14 protein-coding genes and 1 pseudogene are annotated in these 15484 nt (G+C 39.4%); 4 read left to right on the plus strand and 11 right to left on the minus strand.

Annotated elements, in window-relative coordinates; translation table 11 throughout:
* Positions 1-60: 60 nt before the first annotated feature.
* Positions 61-570, minus strand: a complete 510-nt coding sequence (locus LQ226_RS11825) for a hypothetical protein (RefSeq protein WP_231418115.1) — start codon at positions 568-570, stop codon at positions 61-63.
* Between the two features lie 116 nt (positions 571-686).
* On the minus strand, positions 687-1061 hold the full coding sequence (locus LQ226_RS11830; protein ID WP_231418116.1) for a hypothetical protein: 375 nt from the start codon (positions 1059-1061) through the stop codon (positions 687-689).
* A gap of 348 nt (positions 1062-1409) precedes the next feature.
* On the opposite strand from LQ226_RS11830, the gene LQ226_RS21180 reads away from it, so the two are divergent.
* Positions 1410-2363 carry a leucine-rich repeat domain-containing protein gene (locus LQ226_RS21180; protein WP_231418117.1) on the plus strand — a complete coding sequence of 318 codons (954 nt, stop codon included), beginning with the start codon at positions 1410-1412 and terminating at the stop codon, positions 2361-2363.
* Between the two features lie 523 nt (positions 2364-2886).
* Here the strand turns inward: LQ226_RS21180 and LQ226_RS11840 are convergent.
* Both LQ226_RS11840 and LQ226_RS11845 read right to left on the minus strand, forming a co-directional pair.
* Positions 2887-3108: a hypothetical protein gene (locus tag LQ226_RS11840; RefSeq protein WP_231418118.1), complete on the minus strand. Its 222-nt coding sequence runs from the start codon at positions 3106-3108 to the stop codon at positions 2887-2889.
* A gap of 102 nt (positions 3109-3210) precedes the next feature.
* A complete protein-coding gene (locus LQ226_RS11845; protein WP_231418119.1) occupies positions 3211-3612 on the minus strand; it encodes a disulfide bond formation protein DsbD in 402 nt (133 codons plus the stop codon).
* A 73-nt stretch (positions 3613-3685) separates the two neighbouring features.
* Here LQ226_RS11845 and LQ226_RS21185 point away from each other — a divergent pair, with 73 nt between their 5' ends.
* Complete coding sequence (locus LQ226_RS21185; RefSeq protein WP_354665928.1) at positions 3686-3895, plus strand: hypothetical protein; 210 nt, start codon at positions 3686-3688, stop codon at positions 3893-3895.
* A gap of 47 nt (positions 3896-3942) precedes the next feature.
* Here LQ226_RS21185 and LQ226_RS11855 read toward each other — a convergent pair whose 3' ends face one another.
* The 4 genes and pseudogenes from LQ226_RS11855 to LQ226_RS11870 all read right to left on the minus strand — a co-directional run bounded on the left by LQ226_RS11855 (position 3943) and on the right by LQ226_RS11870 (position 10151).
* Positions 3943-4419: a GNAT family N-acetyltransferase gene (locus tag LQ226_RS11855; RefSeq protein ID WP_231418121.1), complete on the minus strand. Its 477-nt coding sequence runs from the start codon at positions 4417-4419 to the stop codon at positions 3943-3945.
* Entirely contained in the window at positions 4416-4793 is a 378-nt protein-coding gene (locus LQ226_RS11860) for a VOC family protein (protein ID WP_231418122.1), read from the minus strand. Before LQ226_RS11860 ends, LQ226_RS11855 begins: the two co-directional genes overlap by 4 nt.
* Before the next feature lie 799 nt (positions 4794-5592).
* Positions 5593-5796, minus strand: a pseudogene (locus LQ226_RS11865) (YdbC family protein); the annotation flags it as partial.
* An 11-nt stretch (positions 5797-5807) separates the two neighbouring features.
* On the minus strand, positions 5808-10151 hold the full coding sequence (locus LQ226_RS11870) for an AAA domain-containing protein (protein WP_231418123.1): 4344 nt from the start codon (positions 10149-10151) through the stop codon (positions 5808-5810).
* Between the two features lie 257 nt (positions 10152-10408).
* Here LQ226_RS11870 and LQ226_RS11875 point away from each other — a divergent pair, with 257 nt between their 5' ends.
* Both LQ226_RS11875 and LQ226_RS11880 read left to right on the plus strand, forming a co-directional pair.
* Positions 10409-11029 carry a hypothetical protein gene (locus LQ226_RS11875; RefSeq protein WP_231418124.1) on the plus strand — a complete coding sequence of 207 codons (621 nt, stop codon included), beginning with the start codon at positions 10409-10411 and terminating at the stop codon, positions 11027-11029.
* A 115-nt stretch (positions 11030-11144) separates the two neighbouring features.
* Entirely contained in the window at positions 11145-11438 is a 294-nt protein-coding gene (locus LQ226_RS11880; protein WP_231418125.1) for a hypothetical protein, read from the plus strand.
* Between the two features lie 127 nt (positions 11439-11565).
* Here LQ226_RS11880 and trhO read toward each other — a convergent pair whose 3' ends face one another.
* From trhO to LQ226_RS11895, 3 genes are all read right to left on the minus strand, one after another.
* On the minus strand, positions 11566-12534 hold the full coding sequence (gene trhO / locus LQ226_RS11885) for an oxygen-dependent tRNA uridine(34) hydroxylase TrhO (RefSeq protein ID WP_231418126.1): 969 nt from the start codon (positions 12532-12534) through the stop codon (positions 11566-11568).
* Between the two features lie 134 nt (positions 12535-12668).
* The gene (locus LQ226_RS11890) at positions 12669-15110 is read right to left on the minus strand and encodes a DEAD/DEAH box helicase family protein (protein ID WP_231418127.1); all 2442 of its coding nucleotides are present in this window, start codon (positions 15108-15110) and stop codon (positions 12669-12671) included.
* A complete protein-coding gene (locus LQ226_RS11895) occupies positions 15097-15420 on the minus strand; it encodes a nucleoside triphosphate pyrophosphohydrolase (protein WP_231418128.1) in 324 nt (107 codons plus the stop codon). Before LQ226_RS11895 ends, LQ226_RS11890 begins: the two co-directional genes overlap by 14 nt.
* Positions 15421-15484 lie beyond the last annotated feature (64 nt).

A 15484-nucleotide genomic window follows, 5' to 3' on the forward strand; every position in this document is an offset into this window, starting at 1 on the left:
CGTTAATGAAAGAGACTAGTGCCTTTTTTCAGCAGTCGCACCCGCTTTTGTTCAATAATATTATTCACCTAAACTTGCACCTTTTTCGATGATTTCATTAAATTCTTTTGCAGATAAATCTTTATTTTCCTGACCAGTTTGTTCCGAATATAATCCCTCTTTCATATATTCAAGTCCTTTTTCAACTTTCTGCAATTCATTCCTTTGTTCCTTTGTTAATCTTCCATCATCATTAGCAGGTTCAATTGTTATTCTTCCTACAAAAAATCTTGGGTGGTAAGTAATGTTACTATCCACTGTTCTATTCCCTATACTCAGTAATAAATTGGTGGTTTCTAGGTTGTTTTCTATACTCATTAAGATACCTGATATATCCATTTCTTCTGTACTAGATAAAAGATATTGAACAGATTGATCTGTATTATCAAGATGGGCATAAAACTCGTTTAAATAGGCTTCATATTGCCTTTTTTCTTCATTGATTTTTTGGAAATAAAGTGAAAAAATTATTACTAGTACACCACTTAACAATATAAGTGCATAAGTTTTAACTTTCTCATTTCGGTTCATATCCTTATCTCCCTTTTTTGCATTTTGCTCCTTGCACATTTCTGCCCGCTAGTTGACATTATTTTAAGTTGACTGTTCCACTGGTACCGAACCGTCCCTGTGCTTCCTTTTGAACTTCAATTATTTATTATCTTCTTGATAGTCTCAGCTTGCTCAACAGACACCTTAAAGAATGTATCTTCGTTCCTCCTAACTACACCTCCATTGGTGTTGTAGGAAATAAACCATTTATTATCCCTTATTTCATATACCTCATCAACAGGAATTTCCCCACCAAATCCAAGGTTGATAGCTACTTCAAGATCGACCTTTTTCAATTCACTTGTTACCCTATCTAACTTTCGAACTTTATCCTCTTCTTTTATTACCTTAATTACCTCATCATCTTCATTATAGACTTTAATCTCTTCAGGTTTATTCATGTATCTTTTTAAGAGAACTAAAAAGGTAATGATAAGGATAAGCCCAAGTAACTTGATATATTTGTTCACTTCAGCCCCCTCCTTCTATATAAGGTGTTTAAGTTATAGATTTCGACAGTCATCCGAACCTTCTAAAGCATATAAAAATAAGTTGGATCAATTTACACTTGTAATATAATCCCATTTAATTTTACTTTTGCAGACCTATCATCACAACCTATTTTTACAAATATAGTATGATCTATCCAATAACACCGAACATACGAAGAACCCCTCCTCATATAACTAAGAGGAGGGGTGCTGGATATAGCAATTGTTTTATTGCTTTATTTAGATATTTCCTAAAAATAGGAACCGGGTGCTCAATTTGTTAAAATTAAAGGTAAATTACAGTTTTATAGTAAGGAGGTCATTAGAGTGCTAAAAAAAGGATCTATCTTGTACCTTGTATTATTAGGTATTATCTTGACGAGTTGCACAAACAATGAAGCAACGAAAGAGGCTGGTCATTCTCAAGTATCGAGTATTGTTAAACAAGAATTAGAAGAAAAGTTAAATAAAGATTTTGAAGACATAACCAAGAATGACTTAAAAGAAATAAAAAGCCTAGAATTAAATGCCAGTAAAGAGGTCGCTGAACCATTAGACATTTCCGGTATCTCAGAACTTACAAATCTAGAAAATCTATCTGTTAACTTTCCGATAAAGTCAGAAGACAAAGATCTACTTAGTAAATTATCAAACCTAAAACGTCTCAATATAGAGAATGTGAATATCGAAAATACTCTTGATATTTCAAACTTGGTTCAATTGGAACACCTTGATCTAATTAATTGCTCTGTAAACGACCTTTCATTCTTACAAGAACTAACAAATTTAAGGAGTCTTCTTCTCGACCAGAACTCTATAAATGATTTATCACCTATTCGAGATCTAACAGAATTAAGTGCATTATACTTACGTTCAAATAACATTACTTCTATCGAACCTTTGTCCAACCTCACTAACCTGAAATACTTAAATATCGAGAGTAACCACATAGAAAACTTGAGACCTCTCTTGGATATGAATGAACTTGAAAGTTTATATGCAAATAATAACCCAATAACAGACCTATCTCCTCTAACTGATAAGTCAGTACGTCTGTTATCGATAAAAGGGACTAAAGTGTCAGACACCAAAACAATCACCACTCTAAAAAAGCTCAGTTCTGTTGATATAAGAGATACAAACATCACGAAAATTGAGAAATTGAAAGTTCTTCCTGAACTCCGGTTGGTAATCCTTAATAAAGAAAAGATAAGTGATTGGGAGGCACTAACTGAAGGTAACGAAGAAATACAGGTAGTAGAAATGGCTAATAGTCTTTAATCAAAGAGGTCTGGGTACGGTTTTAAATGGATAGAAAAGGTCACAGATCCCCGTTTATTATTCTGATGAAGCACTAGAACCATCCCTGATCTTCCCTAATGAGAAGGTTTAGTAGAAGCCTAATATCATAATAGTATAAAAAAGACTTCCAACTACTTGGAAGTCTTATACAGAATTATTTTATTATTCAGCTCTATCGCACCCTTCACTTTAATAAGAGATTCATGAAAAATAAATGTTTACACCTACTAGGGCTATTATCGAAAAGATATACAATGACGAAGCAATTCTTCGGTTGCTTCGTGGAACTTCTTTGTTTCTTAGAACTCTCAGTTGTTTAATAGTCAACAAAATAAATACAAAAATTGAGACTATAAGCAATTCATTCATTTTCTTCACCTCTAAATGTTATTTAACAAACCTGCCCCCTAGTATAAGTACATTCTTTCTCATAGTCTGCATATGTAGTTTGGCGTTAAGCCAGTTACTCCTTGTGCTTCCTCTTATTCAACTATCGCACCCGTCAGTTGAATATCCACGCCCCTAAAATTTGAAAAATCAAGATGACTACAACGATTGCAGGACCAACAATAAACACCCCTGTTAAAAGAGATCTCAAGATGTCCGTTAAAGAAGGCCCTTTCCTTCCACTTTCTTCATTATCTATTATCTCGTTTATTTCTTGTAATGAATGATTAATATTTTTAAGTTCATTCAAGATTTGATCTTCTGTGTTTTTTTCCATGTAGATCTCCCCCCCAAATACCTTGTTAACCTAACTTGAGCGTAAGAATCAAGCGATTTTAAAACAACCAAAATTTTTTACAAATCTACCGCATTCCCTATCCTAATGACTCCTCGCACTCAATCCGCTTGTTACTTTATAAACAAGGCTGCTAAACGCAATCTTGACAGGATATAAGGAAAGAATGATCGCCAAAATCACACTGAAGGTCTTGATTCCACCTATTAAATGCAATACATCATTGATTATGTAACTAGCTAATTGAAAAAGGCCATAGACTAGGCTGACGGCCAACACAAATGAAAACAATAGAAGCATTATTTGTCGTATGGACAGTTGTTTGATCTTTTTCCATTTCTTTATGCTGCCGTCGTGAATGGAAAAAGATATGTAGACCATCGGGGTTAATAATAAGAACCAGCTTGAATAACCAACCACGATCCACGAAACCCCCATGACCAAGACCAGAAGCCAACCAATTTTGTTAAATGGATTACTTTTCACTACATCACCTCATAACATTGTTTTCAGGAAACGCATCAATAAACAAAACTATGAAAATAGACTTTGAAATAGCGTGAACGTTATAATCAATGTAGACAAAGAACCGGCAGATAATAACGGGATCATTTTCCACCAGTTGATTTCCTTTGAAGGTTTTACAGCTTCTTTAGACACGATAACCCAAAGTGCAATCGATGCTATTGATAATATGAAAATTCCTTCTGTAGACACAATCGTCACCTCCATCGTTCAAATTACAGTATGTATTTTATATACGAATTAGAAAAGCACACACCAGATTTCTTTTTTCACTCAACGTCCCCATATCTGCTAATCAAATAGAATTTCCATTTTCCGACTCTTCGTTTTCATTCCTAAGGACTCGTAAAATTCAATTGCAGCTGTATTTGCCTCAGAAACTCCGAGTTCGATCCCATCAACAGAAAGACTCCGACCAAGATCAAAAGCATACTCGGTTAGCTTTCTTCCAATCCCTTTCTTCCGGTGCCCTTCTTCAACGGCTAAACTGTTGATCATTAAAACTTTCCTTGCCTTTACAAAAGAATTCTCGGCTATTTCTTCTACCTTCGTCACGATCACTCCGACGATATCATCGTCTATTGTAGCGACAAAAATATGGTGGGTATCATCATTCAATTGCTGTTCAAAGAGTTCTTGCCCAACTGGATTTGAATGAGCATTATACAAATCTGGCCTGAGCGACACGTGCAAGTCATGAACCTGGCTAAACAAAGGCACCAATGACTCGTAATCGCTTTCTACCGCGTTCCGAATGACTAGATTCATAACACCCCTCCATCTAATTCTTGAATCATTTCAACCCTGTTCCCAAACGGATCTCTAAATTCGAACCGATCGAAACCTGGAATCGGAACGCCTTCCATGATTTCAATTTCATGCTGGTCGAACACACGCTTCCAGTAGGACAGGTCCTCCACCTGGTAAGCTAAATGAGCTTTTGTCGTGAGCCGATCAAAATCATCCTCTGTCCCGATGTGAACCTCCCGATCTCCAACTTCCAACCAGAATCCCCCGCGCCCTTTTAAGGATTCAGGCTTTTCCTTCTCTTGTAGACCAAGAACACCGCAATAAAATTTCTTACCCTCTTCTTCTGCTCCTTTAGGAATCGTAATTTGAGCATGATGTAATCCGAGTATCATTGAATCTCCCCCTTATTTAAGATCTTTTCTTTTAAAGTCTACTTACATTTTATCCCTTCATGACTTATAAGGAAAATACTTAATTATTATTGGGGGTGATAAGTTTTAGTAATATGGAGGAAGGGACCGCTCACTCATCCTAAATTCGCCTAACCAGATAGCTCATAAAGAAAGAATCCAAGAATTCATATCTTGCACCCTATACCACCCAGCGTTGAAATCCAAATGAAGCATCTTCCCCTGTTTTATTAATATATATAATAAAGAAGGAGCTAGTTTTAAAACCAGCTCCTTCTTTATATTCAGCTAACTAATTAGGGGATTAATCTTTATAATCTATTTCTACTGAAGGCGGACTATTGCCTACAGTTTAAAATTTAGTTTACTATAAGGGTTTTTCCACATTTAGTGGACTATAATTCGCGCTTTAAAACACCTGAAAGGGTACAAAATTTTAATCCTTGAAATCCAACCTTGTCATTGATTCCGCTACTTCTTGCAACAGTTCATCCACTTGCTGACCATAAACAAAGCGCAACTGCTCTAGCTGGTTGAAAACTTGTTTTTCAAAAACATTTTTGGAGCGTTCAGAAGCTTGGGTGATCTGTTTTACTGTAAGGCCTTGTTTACGGCCATACGTTAAGAGCGTATTCATTTCTAACACTAGTCTACGATTGCATGGGTTCCACTTCTGTTGAAGCTTTGCAGGAACTTCTATAGATTTAGTTGCCTCTTCACTAGGTCGGTCTGGGTTAGGGGTAGGATCCTCTTTTGATGAATCGGATGTTTCAAGGAGACCTAATGCTTCTTTTAACCGATCCACTTCTCCTTCAGTTAACGTAATGCCCTTCCCCATTTTGGTGTGGTCTGGACTCCAGTTACGCAAGTCATACTTTCCTTCCTGACCGTTCCAACTGACCACATTTAATTCTTTTCTCCACCCTTTTGCTGTGTCGGATAAAACGGCAATATTTCGTTCTATATGATAGGTAAAACTCGCCATAACCTTTCTTTCTATGCCCCTTTCTCACCGGGTTGTATACCGAAATAATCTAGAGTCTCCCAAAGGGACTCCATCGCTTTCTCTGGATTGAGATAGAATTCACTTCCACGCACTCTCCAGAAATTCCACCCTACTCTTTCTAGCTGACTTTGTCTTTTCTGGTCATTCTCTAATTGATCAATTCCGTGCCAATAATCTCCGTCACATTCAACGGCCATCCTCCCATTCGCTCCTTCTACTACAAGGTCAATTCGGTAGCCACCTACTTTGTATTGGGGGATAACATTGTACCCTTTCCTTCTGATGTGATCATACACATCTTTCTCGAACTGAGAATCACACAAGGATTTATCCGCTTTATATTTTTCTTCATACGGTTGCTTAAAGTACTGCAGCATCTGATAACGGATGCATTCTTTATTCATTATATCTTCCGTTGTAATCGAATGGACTAGGTTGACCTGTTCTTTCGCTCGGCTCATTGCCACATTGAAACTTCTCTTGTATTTGTTATCCGTTAGGGGAGACACGCGTATTTCACCTGGGGCTGCTACCATACTTAAGAAGATCACATCTCGTTCATCCCCTTGGAATTTATGGGCATCTCCACAAATGATCTTTCGTTTTAAAAGTTCCTTTTGATCAATTTCTTCTATTAACTTCTTCTCAATCATATTCGCTTGGTTATGCCCTAATAAACTAATGACGCCAAACGTTTTACCATCGTACTTCGGATCATTAAGACACTCTTTAATCTGACGAACGATCTCATCTGCTTCTTGCACATTTCTTACCTTAGGACTTTTCCCTTCTCTGACTCCGTCAGGCAAGTAAAATGATTGAACAGGTTTAAGCCTATTGGAACTATATGATTTTAAAGGAATTAGTGGTGTATCTGGGTAACTGATTAAGTTTGAGAATTCAATGATCTCCGGCATGCTACGGAAGTGTTCCCGGAGCACAACGCGCCCTTCAAATAGGATATTGGCAATATCAAAGAATGAGCTCTTCACCCCAAAACTATCACCATGGGGCACACCTTGTAAGTACTGCTTTTGCAATGCGTGTACGTCGTCCTCATTGATCCCAACAAAGTGAGGGCTAATCTGCTTGTCATCACCTACCACGATTACTTTTTTCGCTAGGTACATAAACATTAGAGCTTCCGGGCCAGATTGACTGGCTTCGTCAATAATAACAACGTCGAACATCCCTTCTTCAGGTGTGATCGACTCGGCTACCTGGTACATAGGCATGATCCAAGCTGGGACGGCTGATCGACATTCTTCCATATGGTGTTGAGCTTTCCTTTTATAATATTCCGCATTCTTACCCGTTCCTTTACCCACGCGTCGAATTGAACTCGTCCAAGCTCTCAAATGAGAACTCTCATGGGTGGTAATATTCTGAATGCAATTCCTCCAAGACTCTAGAGTAATGAGACGCATCTCTAAGTTTTTGATCTTGCTTTCTAGGCTCTTAATGGAGTCTTCTAGTGATTGCGGCGTTTGACTGAGCAAATTCTCAATCCAGATGCTTGCTTCCTTCCAATCGATGGCTTCGTAAATTTCAGGAAGTCGCTCTTCCCATTGATTGTATGGGTACGTCTTAATCGACTGGATAAGGTTAGGAAGTACGCCACTTATTTTCGATTCGAAAGCATGTGCTAGTTGCTGTTCTTTACTCAACAATTCAAGATGGCGAATGTCTTTTAACACGCTCTCATAACGTGCTACATCCCGATTCGTAATCGCTTCGTCAAGTGCATCTACGAGAGGATGCGTGTGATCACCTAAGTTAGGAACAATCGCTTGCTCTCTGAATTCTCTTACTTGCGCCTGTAGTTCTTCTAGCCTCGATTGCAATACAGAAGCCCAAAATAAATCCCTATACGCATACACGTTATCCGTATGGGTCCAATCCTTATCCTTTAAGTGAATGGTATCTGTTTCTCTTCTAAGCGTTCGATAACATTCAATGACGTTATGTAAGTCAGATAGCTTTCGAAGCATCACTTTTAGTTCTAACCATTTGAAGGCGAGTTTGTTTTTAAGTTCAAAGGTTTCTCCCGTTAGATCTTCAAAGTCACTTTTCAATGATTCAACGATCGACTTAGTCTGTAAGACCTCGACAAGTTTCTGAAGCTGATCTACTGTATCACACGGACTTCCTTCAAGCGTTACTTCCTTCAAGATATAAAACCCTTGTTTAATCGGCTTGGGCCTAAAGCCAGGAATCCCTTTTTTCGCACCGTTTTTTTGGAAGTGATGCAATAAGCTCTCTGCATCCCTTAACACTTTCTGCTCGTCCATATCTTCTGGAATAGACAGCTGGTCCACTTGTATCGTCTCCACCGCTTCATCTACGCGATCTCGGTTCTTGTAGTACTGGTCGTAGAGCTGTCTCCAAAGTAATTCTCGCTCCGCCCATATGTCTTGAAGTGCTCGGTTTAACCAGGAACTCTCATGCTGTTTAATGGAAGACAAAGAAGACACATATTCATCTAGGGCTTCTTTGCCCCGAAGCGCTTCTTTTTCTTTAAGCCCCCGGATGACGCTCCAGTCCTTACTTTCAAATGGATGACCAAGCTGGATCAGCTGCTGTTTTACCGTTTGTTCTTGGTGAACGATTCGTTCAAAGGTTTCTCGTGAAAGTAGTTCCTTAGAAGGAGGATAGGACTGTTGCAGTTGTCGCTCTTGTAAGGGATCGATTTTCCGAACGGTTCTAGCATACGTTAGCATTTCATTTACGGTGAAAGTAGACTGCACACTCGAATCTACTTCATCCGTTAACCAATCAAACTGATCCTGATTTGCGTTTACTATTTTCGCAATCTCCTGCAGCTTCCCTTGATAAGGATCATGTAACCTATCATGATAACTAATTTCCTGTTCCTGTAGTGTGCGCAGGTCCTGCGAAAACTTAGTTTTACGGGACTTTAGGCTTTTCAATTCCGATTGAATCTTTTCTATTTCTCTTTGCTTCTCATCCTCGTCCCAGTACTCACGCGCATTTGTAATTTCCTTCACGACGGCTTCTAAGTCTTGAAAGGCTTTCTTATCATTACCTAGTAAGTTCACACATAATTGCTGTAGGTCCTCTGGTAGCTTGTCTTTCAACACACTTAAGGCATTAGCTGTATGGCTGGTTACCAGAACCTTTTGCCCTTCTGTTAGGAGGTGCGACATGAGGTTCGCAATCGTATGACTCTTCCCTGTCCCAGGGGGGCCTTGCACAATCACGCCATCTCGTCCTTCTAATTTCTCCACGATCTTCATTTGCTCGTCGTTTGCCGGTAACGGGAAAGATGGCCCTTCTGTTTGATTAGATGAGCGAGGCGACTGGTCATCCATGATCCTTACTAAACGCTCCACGTTCCGCGGCAACTGGTCTTTCTTCTCTAACTCAGAACGAATCGTTTGGAATGACCGAATATAGTGCTGATTCGATCTCTTCCTTATGATAATCCCAGGGGTAAACGAGACGTTTGGATGCTGCTTTTGTCCATCCTTTTCTTCTTCGTACGTGTACGTCCCTTCTGAAGATAGCGTTTGAACAAAGCTTTTAAGCACGGCCTCAATCGGTTCGAACTCATCTAGGGAAAGAGGATGCTCGTTTAATTCCTCTTTCAATGAATCCATATAAGACCGGTCCGGAAGCTCTCTCACTTCAATCATGTCATCCTCTAGCTGCATCGATTTCCCATTTGCTAGAGACACTTCAATTTGTCCGGATTCAGGGTCAATCTTTATGGTTACTGGATGGGTAAGTAAGTGACGAGACACAGACTTTAAAGGCCAATTCAGTAGCCCTAGCCCTAACACAGCTTCAAAGCTTTCTTCGTTTTTATGAATAAACTGATGCATCTTAAACAAGTAAGAGTATAACGCTTGGTGATGTAGATACGATTGGTACGCTTCTCGCCATGGGTTCCAAACCTCATCTAGATAGGTTCTAAAGGCTTCTTGTACGTGGGTATGATCAATTAAGAGATAAGCATAAAACCGTTCCCATTCTTGATCACCTAACCCTTGTTCCGGTATGATGAGTTTTCGTTTCTTTAATTGAGGTTTAAGGGTTGGTTCATCTTGAAAAGAAACAAACCCTTGTAAGCACTCAGGCACTGGAGGAAGAATCGGTTCAACGGGTTTGTCCAATTGAAGAACATCAGCATCAGTGTAAGTAAGAAAAGATTGGCTACTAGAGATTTTTACAGCCTCCTGTAACCAAAGGGTATATGTATATTTCGAGACATGTTTAACAGGTTTCATCGTTAATTTTTGAAAGTCCATTAAATAAGAATATAAGTTTATGGCTTTCTCTTTTGAGGTGATCTCATTCGTTGCAAACGTCATGGTGTGTTCATCCTTCGTCTATAAATTACTATAGTACGATGATACTAGTTTGCAAATTATGAAACAATGTGTTTTTTTGGAAGATCTTTATACCTAACAAACTAGACAACAAAGTTCTTGTGGTCAATCCGTAACATATCCCCCACCAAAAATCGTTCATCATATACCTTACTCGCAAATATCAACCTTCGGGGGCACAATTTTATGCACCCCCTCTCCCCTATACTAACAATAGATCAACAGAAATGAGGGATAGCATGAAACGATTTCCAGTAGACTTTCACTTAAGAAGTGGCCAAACCATGCAAGCGATTATTGGACACTACGGAAGAGAACAATTGATTTATAACATTAAGCAACGTCTCGATCGCCTCACCTATTGGGACCTTGAACAAGAAGATACCGTTAAGGTGCTGAAGACAGCAGAAGTGGTAGCGTTCGAGGTTGGGATCCCTGAAGAAGTGGAAGACAGCCAGTTACAGTCGTTCACGTTTACATTTAAAGGCCTGATTTACTCTGAGAAGAAACTAGCTTTAGAAGGAGAAGACCATTACATCCTTTCCTTCCCGGACCTTGACCTGATCGAAGGCAGACCGACCATGATCGAAACGATTCAGAAAGGGAAAGAGTATCTGAAGTCTCACCTTGAGATTCTTTTAGAAGAAAAGCGAGACGAAACGCTCAACTCCCCTTACATAAAACACCCATCCCAAACAGTCGAAGAAGCACAGGAACGTCACTTGTTAAACATGAGTGAGATCTACGACGATGAGGAGCTGCGAGAGATCTATACCTTTATTAAAGCTATGGACTTTACGGTTAGGGTTGAAGTGGATTTGGAGTATGAGAAGTATTATTTGGAGAATAAGTTGATGTAATGGTGTAGGTATGTAACCATAAAAATATCACCTAGTTGAAAATCTGAATCTATACATACATAAGGGAGACACCATGATGAAAAAACATTCCTATTGCCAAGACTGCAAAAAAGAAATGAATGAAAGTAACCTGAACTTATTTGATGAGTTTGGAGAACTATCAGAAGCAAAAGAAATATGCGAGGATTGCTTACGCCAAGCAATTATAGAACTACCAAATGGCTTCGACCCTGGTGAATGCTACAAATGCAACAAACCCCTCCAACCCGTGTTAAAACACTTTGATGACATTATTGCGGAGAAACTCGTTTGGTTTTCTTGCCCTTCTTATATAGAAGGTAATGAAGAACATGATACGGGTGGATACTATACGGTACAACCCGATGTAGATGAAAATACTTGGTGGTAGTCTTCTAAAAGTAAATAGAGAGATGAAACCATGGACTCAAACACGTCTTCATGAACGCAAATTGTGGAACGGATTAAAAAACATACCATTAATAAAACCCTAGAGAGTCTCTCTAGGGTTTGTTCGTTTAGGACCGTTCTACAGTGGCCTCTTCTTCTATTTTTTCTAAACGAGCCTGCACATCTTCCTCACTAAGTCCATGCTCTTCCACGTAACGATTACGCGGATGCGTTCGGCACTCATGGCTACAGCTGCGCATGAACTTATGCTCGTTCTCTTCAGTCATAATCATACGGCGATCACAATCAGGATTTCCGCAGTTTGCAAAGTGTTCAGCTGGCTCACCTGTGAAGTAATCCTCACCGACGATGGTATGCTCAACCTGGTTCACAGGTACAGTCAAACGATCATCAAAGACAAACATCTGCCCGTCCCATAGCTGGCCTTTTACTTCAGGATCTTTTCCGTAAGTAGCAATACCACCTTTTAGCTGTGCTACATCAAAGCCTTCTTTCATCATCCAGCCAGAGAACTTCTCACAGCGGATTCCGCCTGTACAGTACATCATGACTTTCTTGCCTTCAAACATTTCTTGGTTATCACGAACCCAATCCGGCAGGTCCTTGAACGTCTCAACATCTGGACGAACGGCTCCACGGAAGTGTCCGAGGTCATATTCATAATCATTGCGCGCATCAAGAACGATTGTGTCCTCGCGCTGCATTTGTTCCATCCAGTCTTTCGGCTCTAAATGCTCGCCTGTAATTTCATTTGGATTATGGTTGTCTTCTAAGCGAAGCGTAACAAGCTCCGGGCGATGACGCACATGCATCTTCTGAAACGCATGGCTATCCGCTGCATCGACCTTAAACGGCATCTCCGCAAAACGCTCATCGGCATGCATGGCATCCATGTACCTTTGAGTCGCTTCATCCGTTCCAGAAACGGTACCATTAATCCCTTCTTCCGCTACGAGAATACGACCTTTTAAGCCTAACTCGTTACAGAACGTTAAGTGATCCTTTGCAAACTGCTCTGGATCTTCAATTGTGACGTACTGGTAATACAGTAGTACACGGTAATCTTGATTTTCCATATTCATTTCCACCTCTTCTTTATATTTCCCAGATATAAAAAATAAGGCATTGATGTAGCAGTAGGTGCTACATTCACTTACCATCATTTATTACAACATATAATTGTAATGGGGATGGTGGTAGGAAATCAAGGTCATTCTTTCTTCCATTTTCGTTCAAAGTAGTAATTCAAGCGATATTCACATATCTCCTCAGTCATCTTTTTCAAGAGTGCTCGATCTTCAAGAGGAACTTCAAAATTAAGAGAAAACACATTATCTTCGTACTTAAGAAGTCCTTTACTACTCCCGCTCCACTTCGTTAGAGGCATTGTACTAATGAGATTTGCTACTTTTGCTTTGTCGTACTCTATGAGTGCCTTGGTATTTTTACTTGTAAAATCAATATTTTTTCGGTAAGGCTTTTCTGTTAAATAGGAATGGAAATAAGGAGCCATCTCCTCCGGTGTTGCAGGCTGAACCCAGTCCATTTCCCCTCTATCCAACATGTACTTCAATACAACCATCTTGTAACTCTTAGTCATAGAGGTTCGTTCTACTTCTTCTAACCAGTCTATGTAAGTCTCATAAATCGTTTGTTCTTCAGTTGTTAATTCACCATAAGAGCTAAGAAAGCCAGCATAGCTTTTCCATATCTGCTTAAATTCCTTAATAGCTTCAGTGCCATTAAGATGCATTTCCCAGTAGGTTGGACGTCTGCCTAGTTGCTCTTTGACTTGGTCATAAGCCATCTTCACCCGCTCTTTTCTCGGACTGCGCTTCTTCAGAAGTTCTTCCAGCAGTTGTATAGTCTTCACGTCCAAGTTGATTTCACAATCAGCTGGTGTAATAGGTTGAATCTTCCCTTTCTTCCCCTCCCCTTTATCTTTCCCAAGCAGCTGCAATTTGACATCTGCATTTCGGTAATTCCCAATTAAGTCAATAACCGTGCAATGTGATTTCTTCAAATGCTTACGCAAACCACGACCTATTTGTTGCGTAAAGACCACAAGAGATTCCGTTGGCCTTGCGAATAAAAGTGTATCAACTGAAGGGATGTCCACTCCTTCATTAAATAAGTCCACGGTAAAGATCACATCAATTTCTTTTCTATCAAGCTTCTCAATAGCTTCTTTACGAGAGATTCCCTCCGTTTTGGAATGGAGACTAATCGTCTGATAGCCATTGTGATTAAAGTATTGCGATAAGAAATTTGCTTGTTTAATTGATGAACAAAAACCTATAGTCCTTGTTTGTTTATGTTTCTCCCAATTACTCAAGATATTACTAGCCGTATGTTCTTGAAGTTGCGCTTCTGCGAGCTCCTCTTCGTCATAACGGCCCCCAAGCCACGTAATTTGTGAATAATCAATATCATCGTATACGCCATAGTAATGGAATGGGGATAACCATCCTCTTTGAATAGCTTGTATAAAGTTCATCTCATAAGCTACATTTCCATCACATAAAGCAAAGATATCCTGTCCATCTGTTCGTTCAGGTGTTGCGGTTACGCCCATTAGGAACTTAGGTGAGAAGTACTCTAACACTTTCTGGTATGATCTACTTGAAGCATGATGGAACTCATCAACAATAATTAAATCAAATTCATCCGCATTAAATCTTTGCAAATGGTCCTGTATGCTTAACGTAAAGATCGATGCAAAAATCATATCAGCTTCTGCATTTTTCTCTTTTCCATTATAGATCCCACCAAGCTTTCCTTCGTTCACGTGTTCGAAAGAAGCTTTTGCCTGATGTAGAATCTCTTCACGGTGAGCTACGAATAGAATACGGCTAAAATGTTCAGCAAAGAAAGCAGCCAGATACGTCTTCCCTAGTCCAGTCGCCATCACCACCATCGCTTTATCGTAACCTTCTTCATAAGTGTTCTGTAGTGATTCAAGAGCTTCAGGTTGAGCGAACCTTGGACTTGGTTTTTCATTAGTTGGTACATAGGGTTCTGTTGGATCATGAATAACATCTGGCGGGTTATCAGGTCCTAGGGTGAGTTCTATTTCTTCCTTCTCTGACCATTTTTGGGCTAGATCTGGATACTTCTGTTTAAATTCAGCATACTTTTGAGTGTAAAATTTAAGGGTTTCTGGATTTACTTTCATTGTATTCTCAGCATAAAACATGTGGATATATTGCTCCAATGCTTCATTATATACTTCTTCTGAAACATCATTTGGTATGGAAACATTCCACTCAACTCCTGAAGTTAGAGCTGATTTGGACAAATTAGAGGACCCAACGATTAAAGAACCTTGATCTTCACCACTGAACAGAAATGCTTTCGGGTGAAAAGAACGCCCATTACTCTGCCATAAACGAACTTCCACCTGATTCTGAGGTAACTCGCTAAGTAAAGATAAGGCCTCAGGCTGCGTAACGTACAAGTAATCACCAGTAAGAATCTTAATGTCCGCTCCTCGTGCAGCTGCTTCCTTGAGCGCGGGTAATACCATCTTCACTCCTGACTCCATAACAAAAGCACTTAAAAGATAAATGGTAGAAGAGTCTTCAATATGATGGAGCACATCCTCTATTAAATTGCTTGTAAGTAACTTAGGTTCCTGACTAGTCTTCAACACTAATTAAAAACACCTTATCGTAAAATGATCCACGCTTCTCAGCCTTTTCTTTTCTTACCTTTTCTACTTCTTCCATAGAGGAACCATGTTGTTCAGCTAAAACATTCATGAGTTCTAGCATATCAGCAAGTTCTTCCACCGCACTTTGGTCGTCTTCAGCATTTATGTATTCATCTGTTTCTTCTTGTAATTTCTTTCGAAGTTCAGAATGGTATTCTTCTTCTGATAGAATGGTCGTGTCAAATGATTTTCCCGTTTTCTCAATGACCTGCGGGATTAAGTCTCTTACTAGTTTGTTATATATAGGCATCTAATCACCTCGTTTTAATTTATACTACTTTCTTAACTTACAGCTTACCTTAAGTAGAATCCAA

The organism is Pontibacillus sp. HN14 (assembly GCF_021129245.1).
GTDB lineage: Bacteria > Bacillota > Bacilli > Bacillales > BH030062 > Pontibacillus.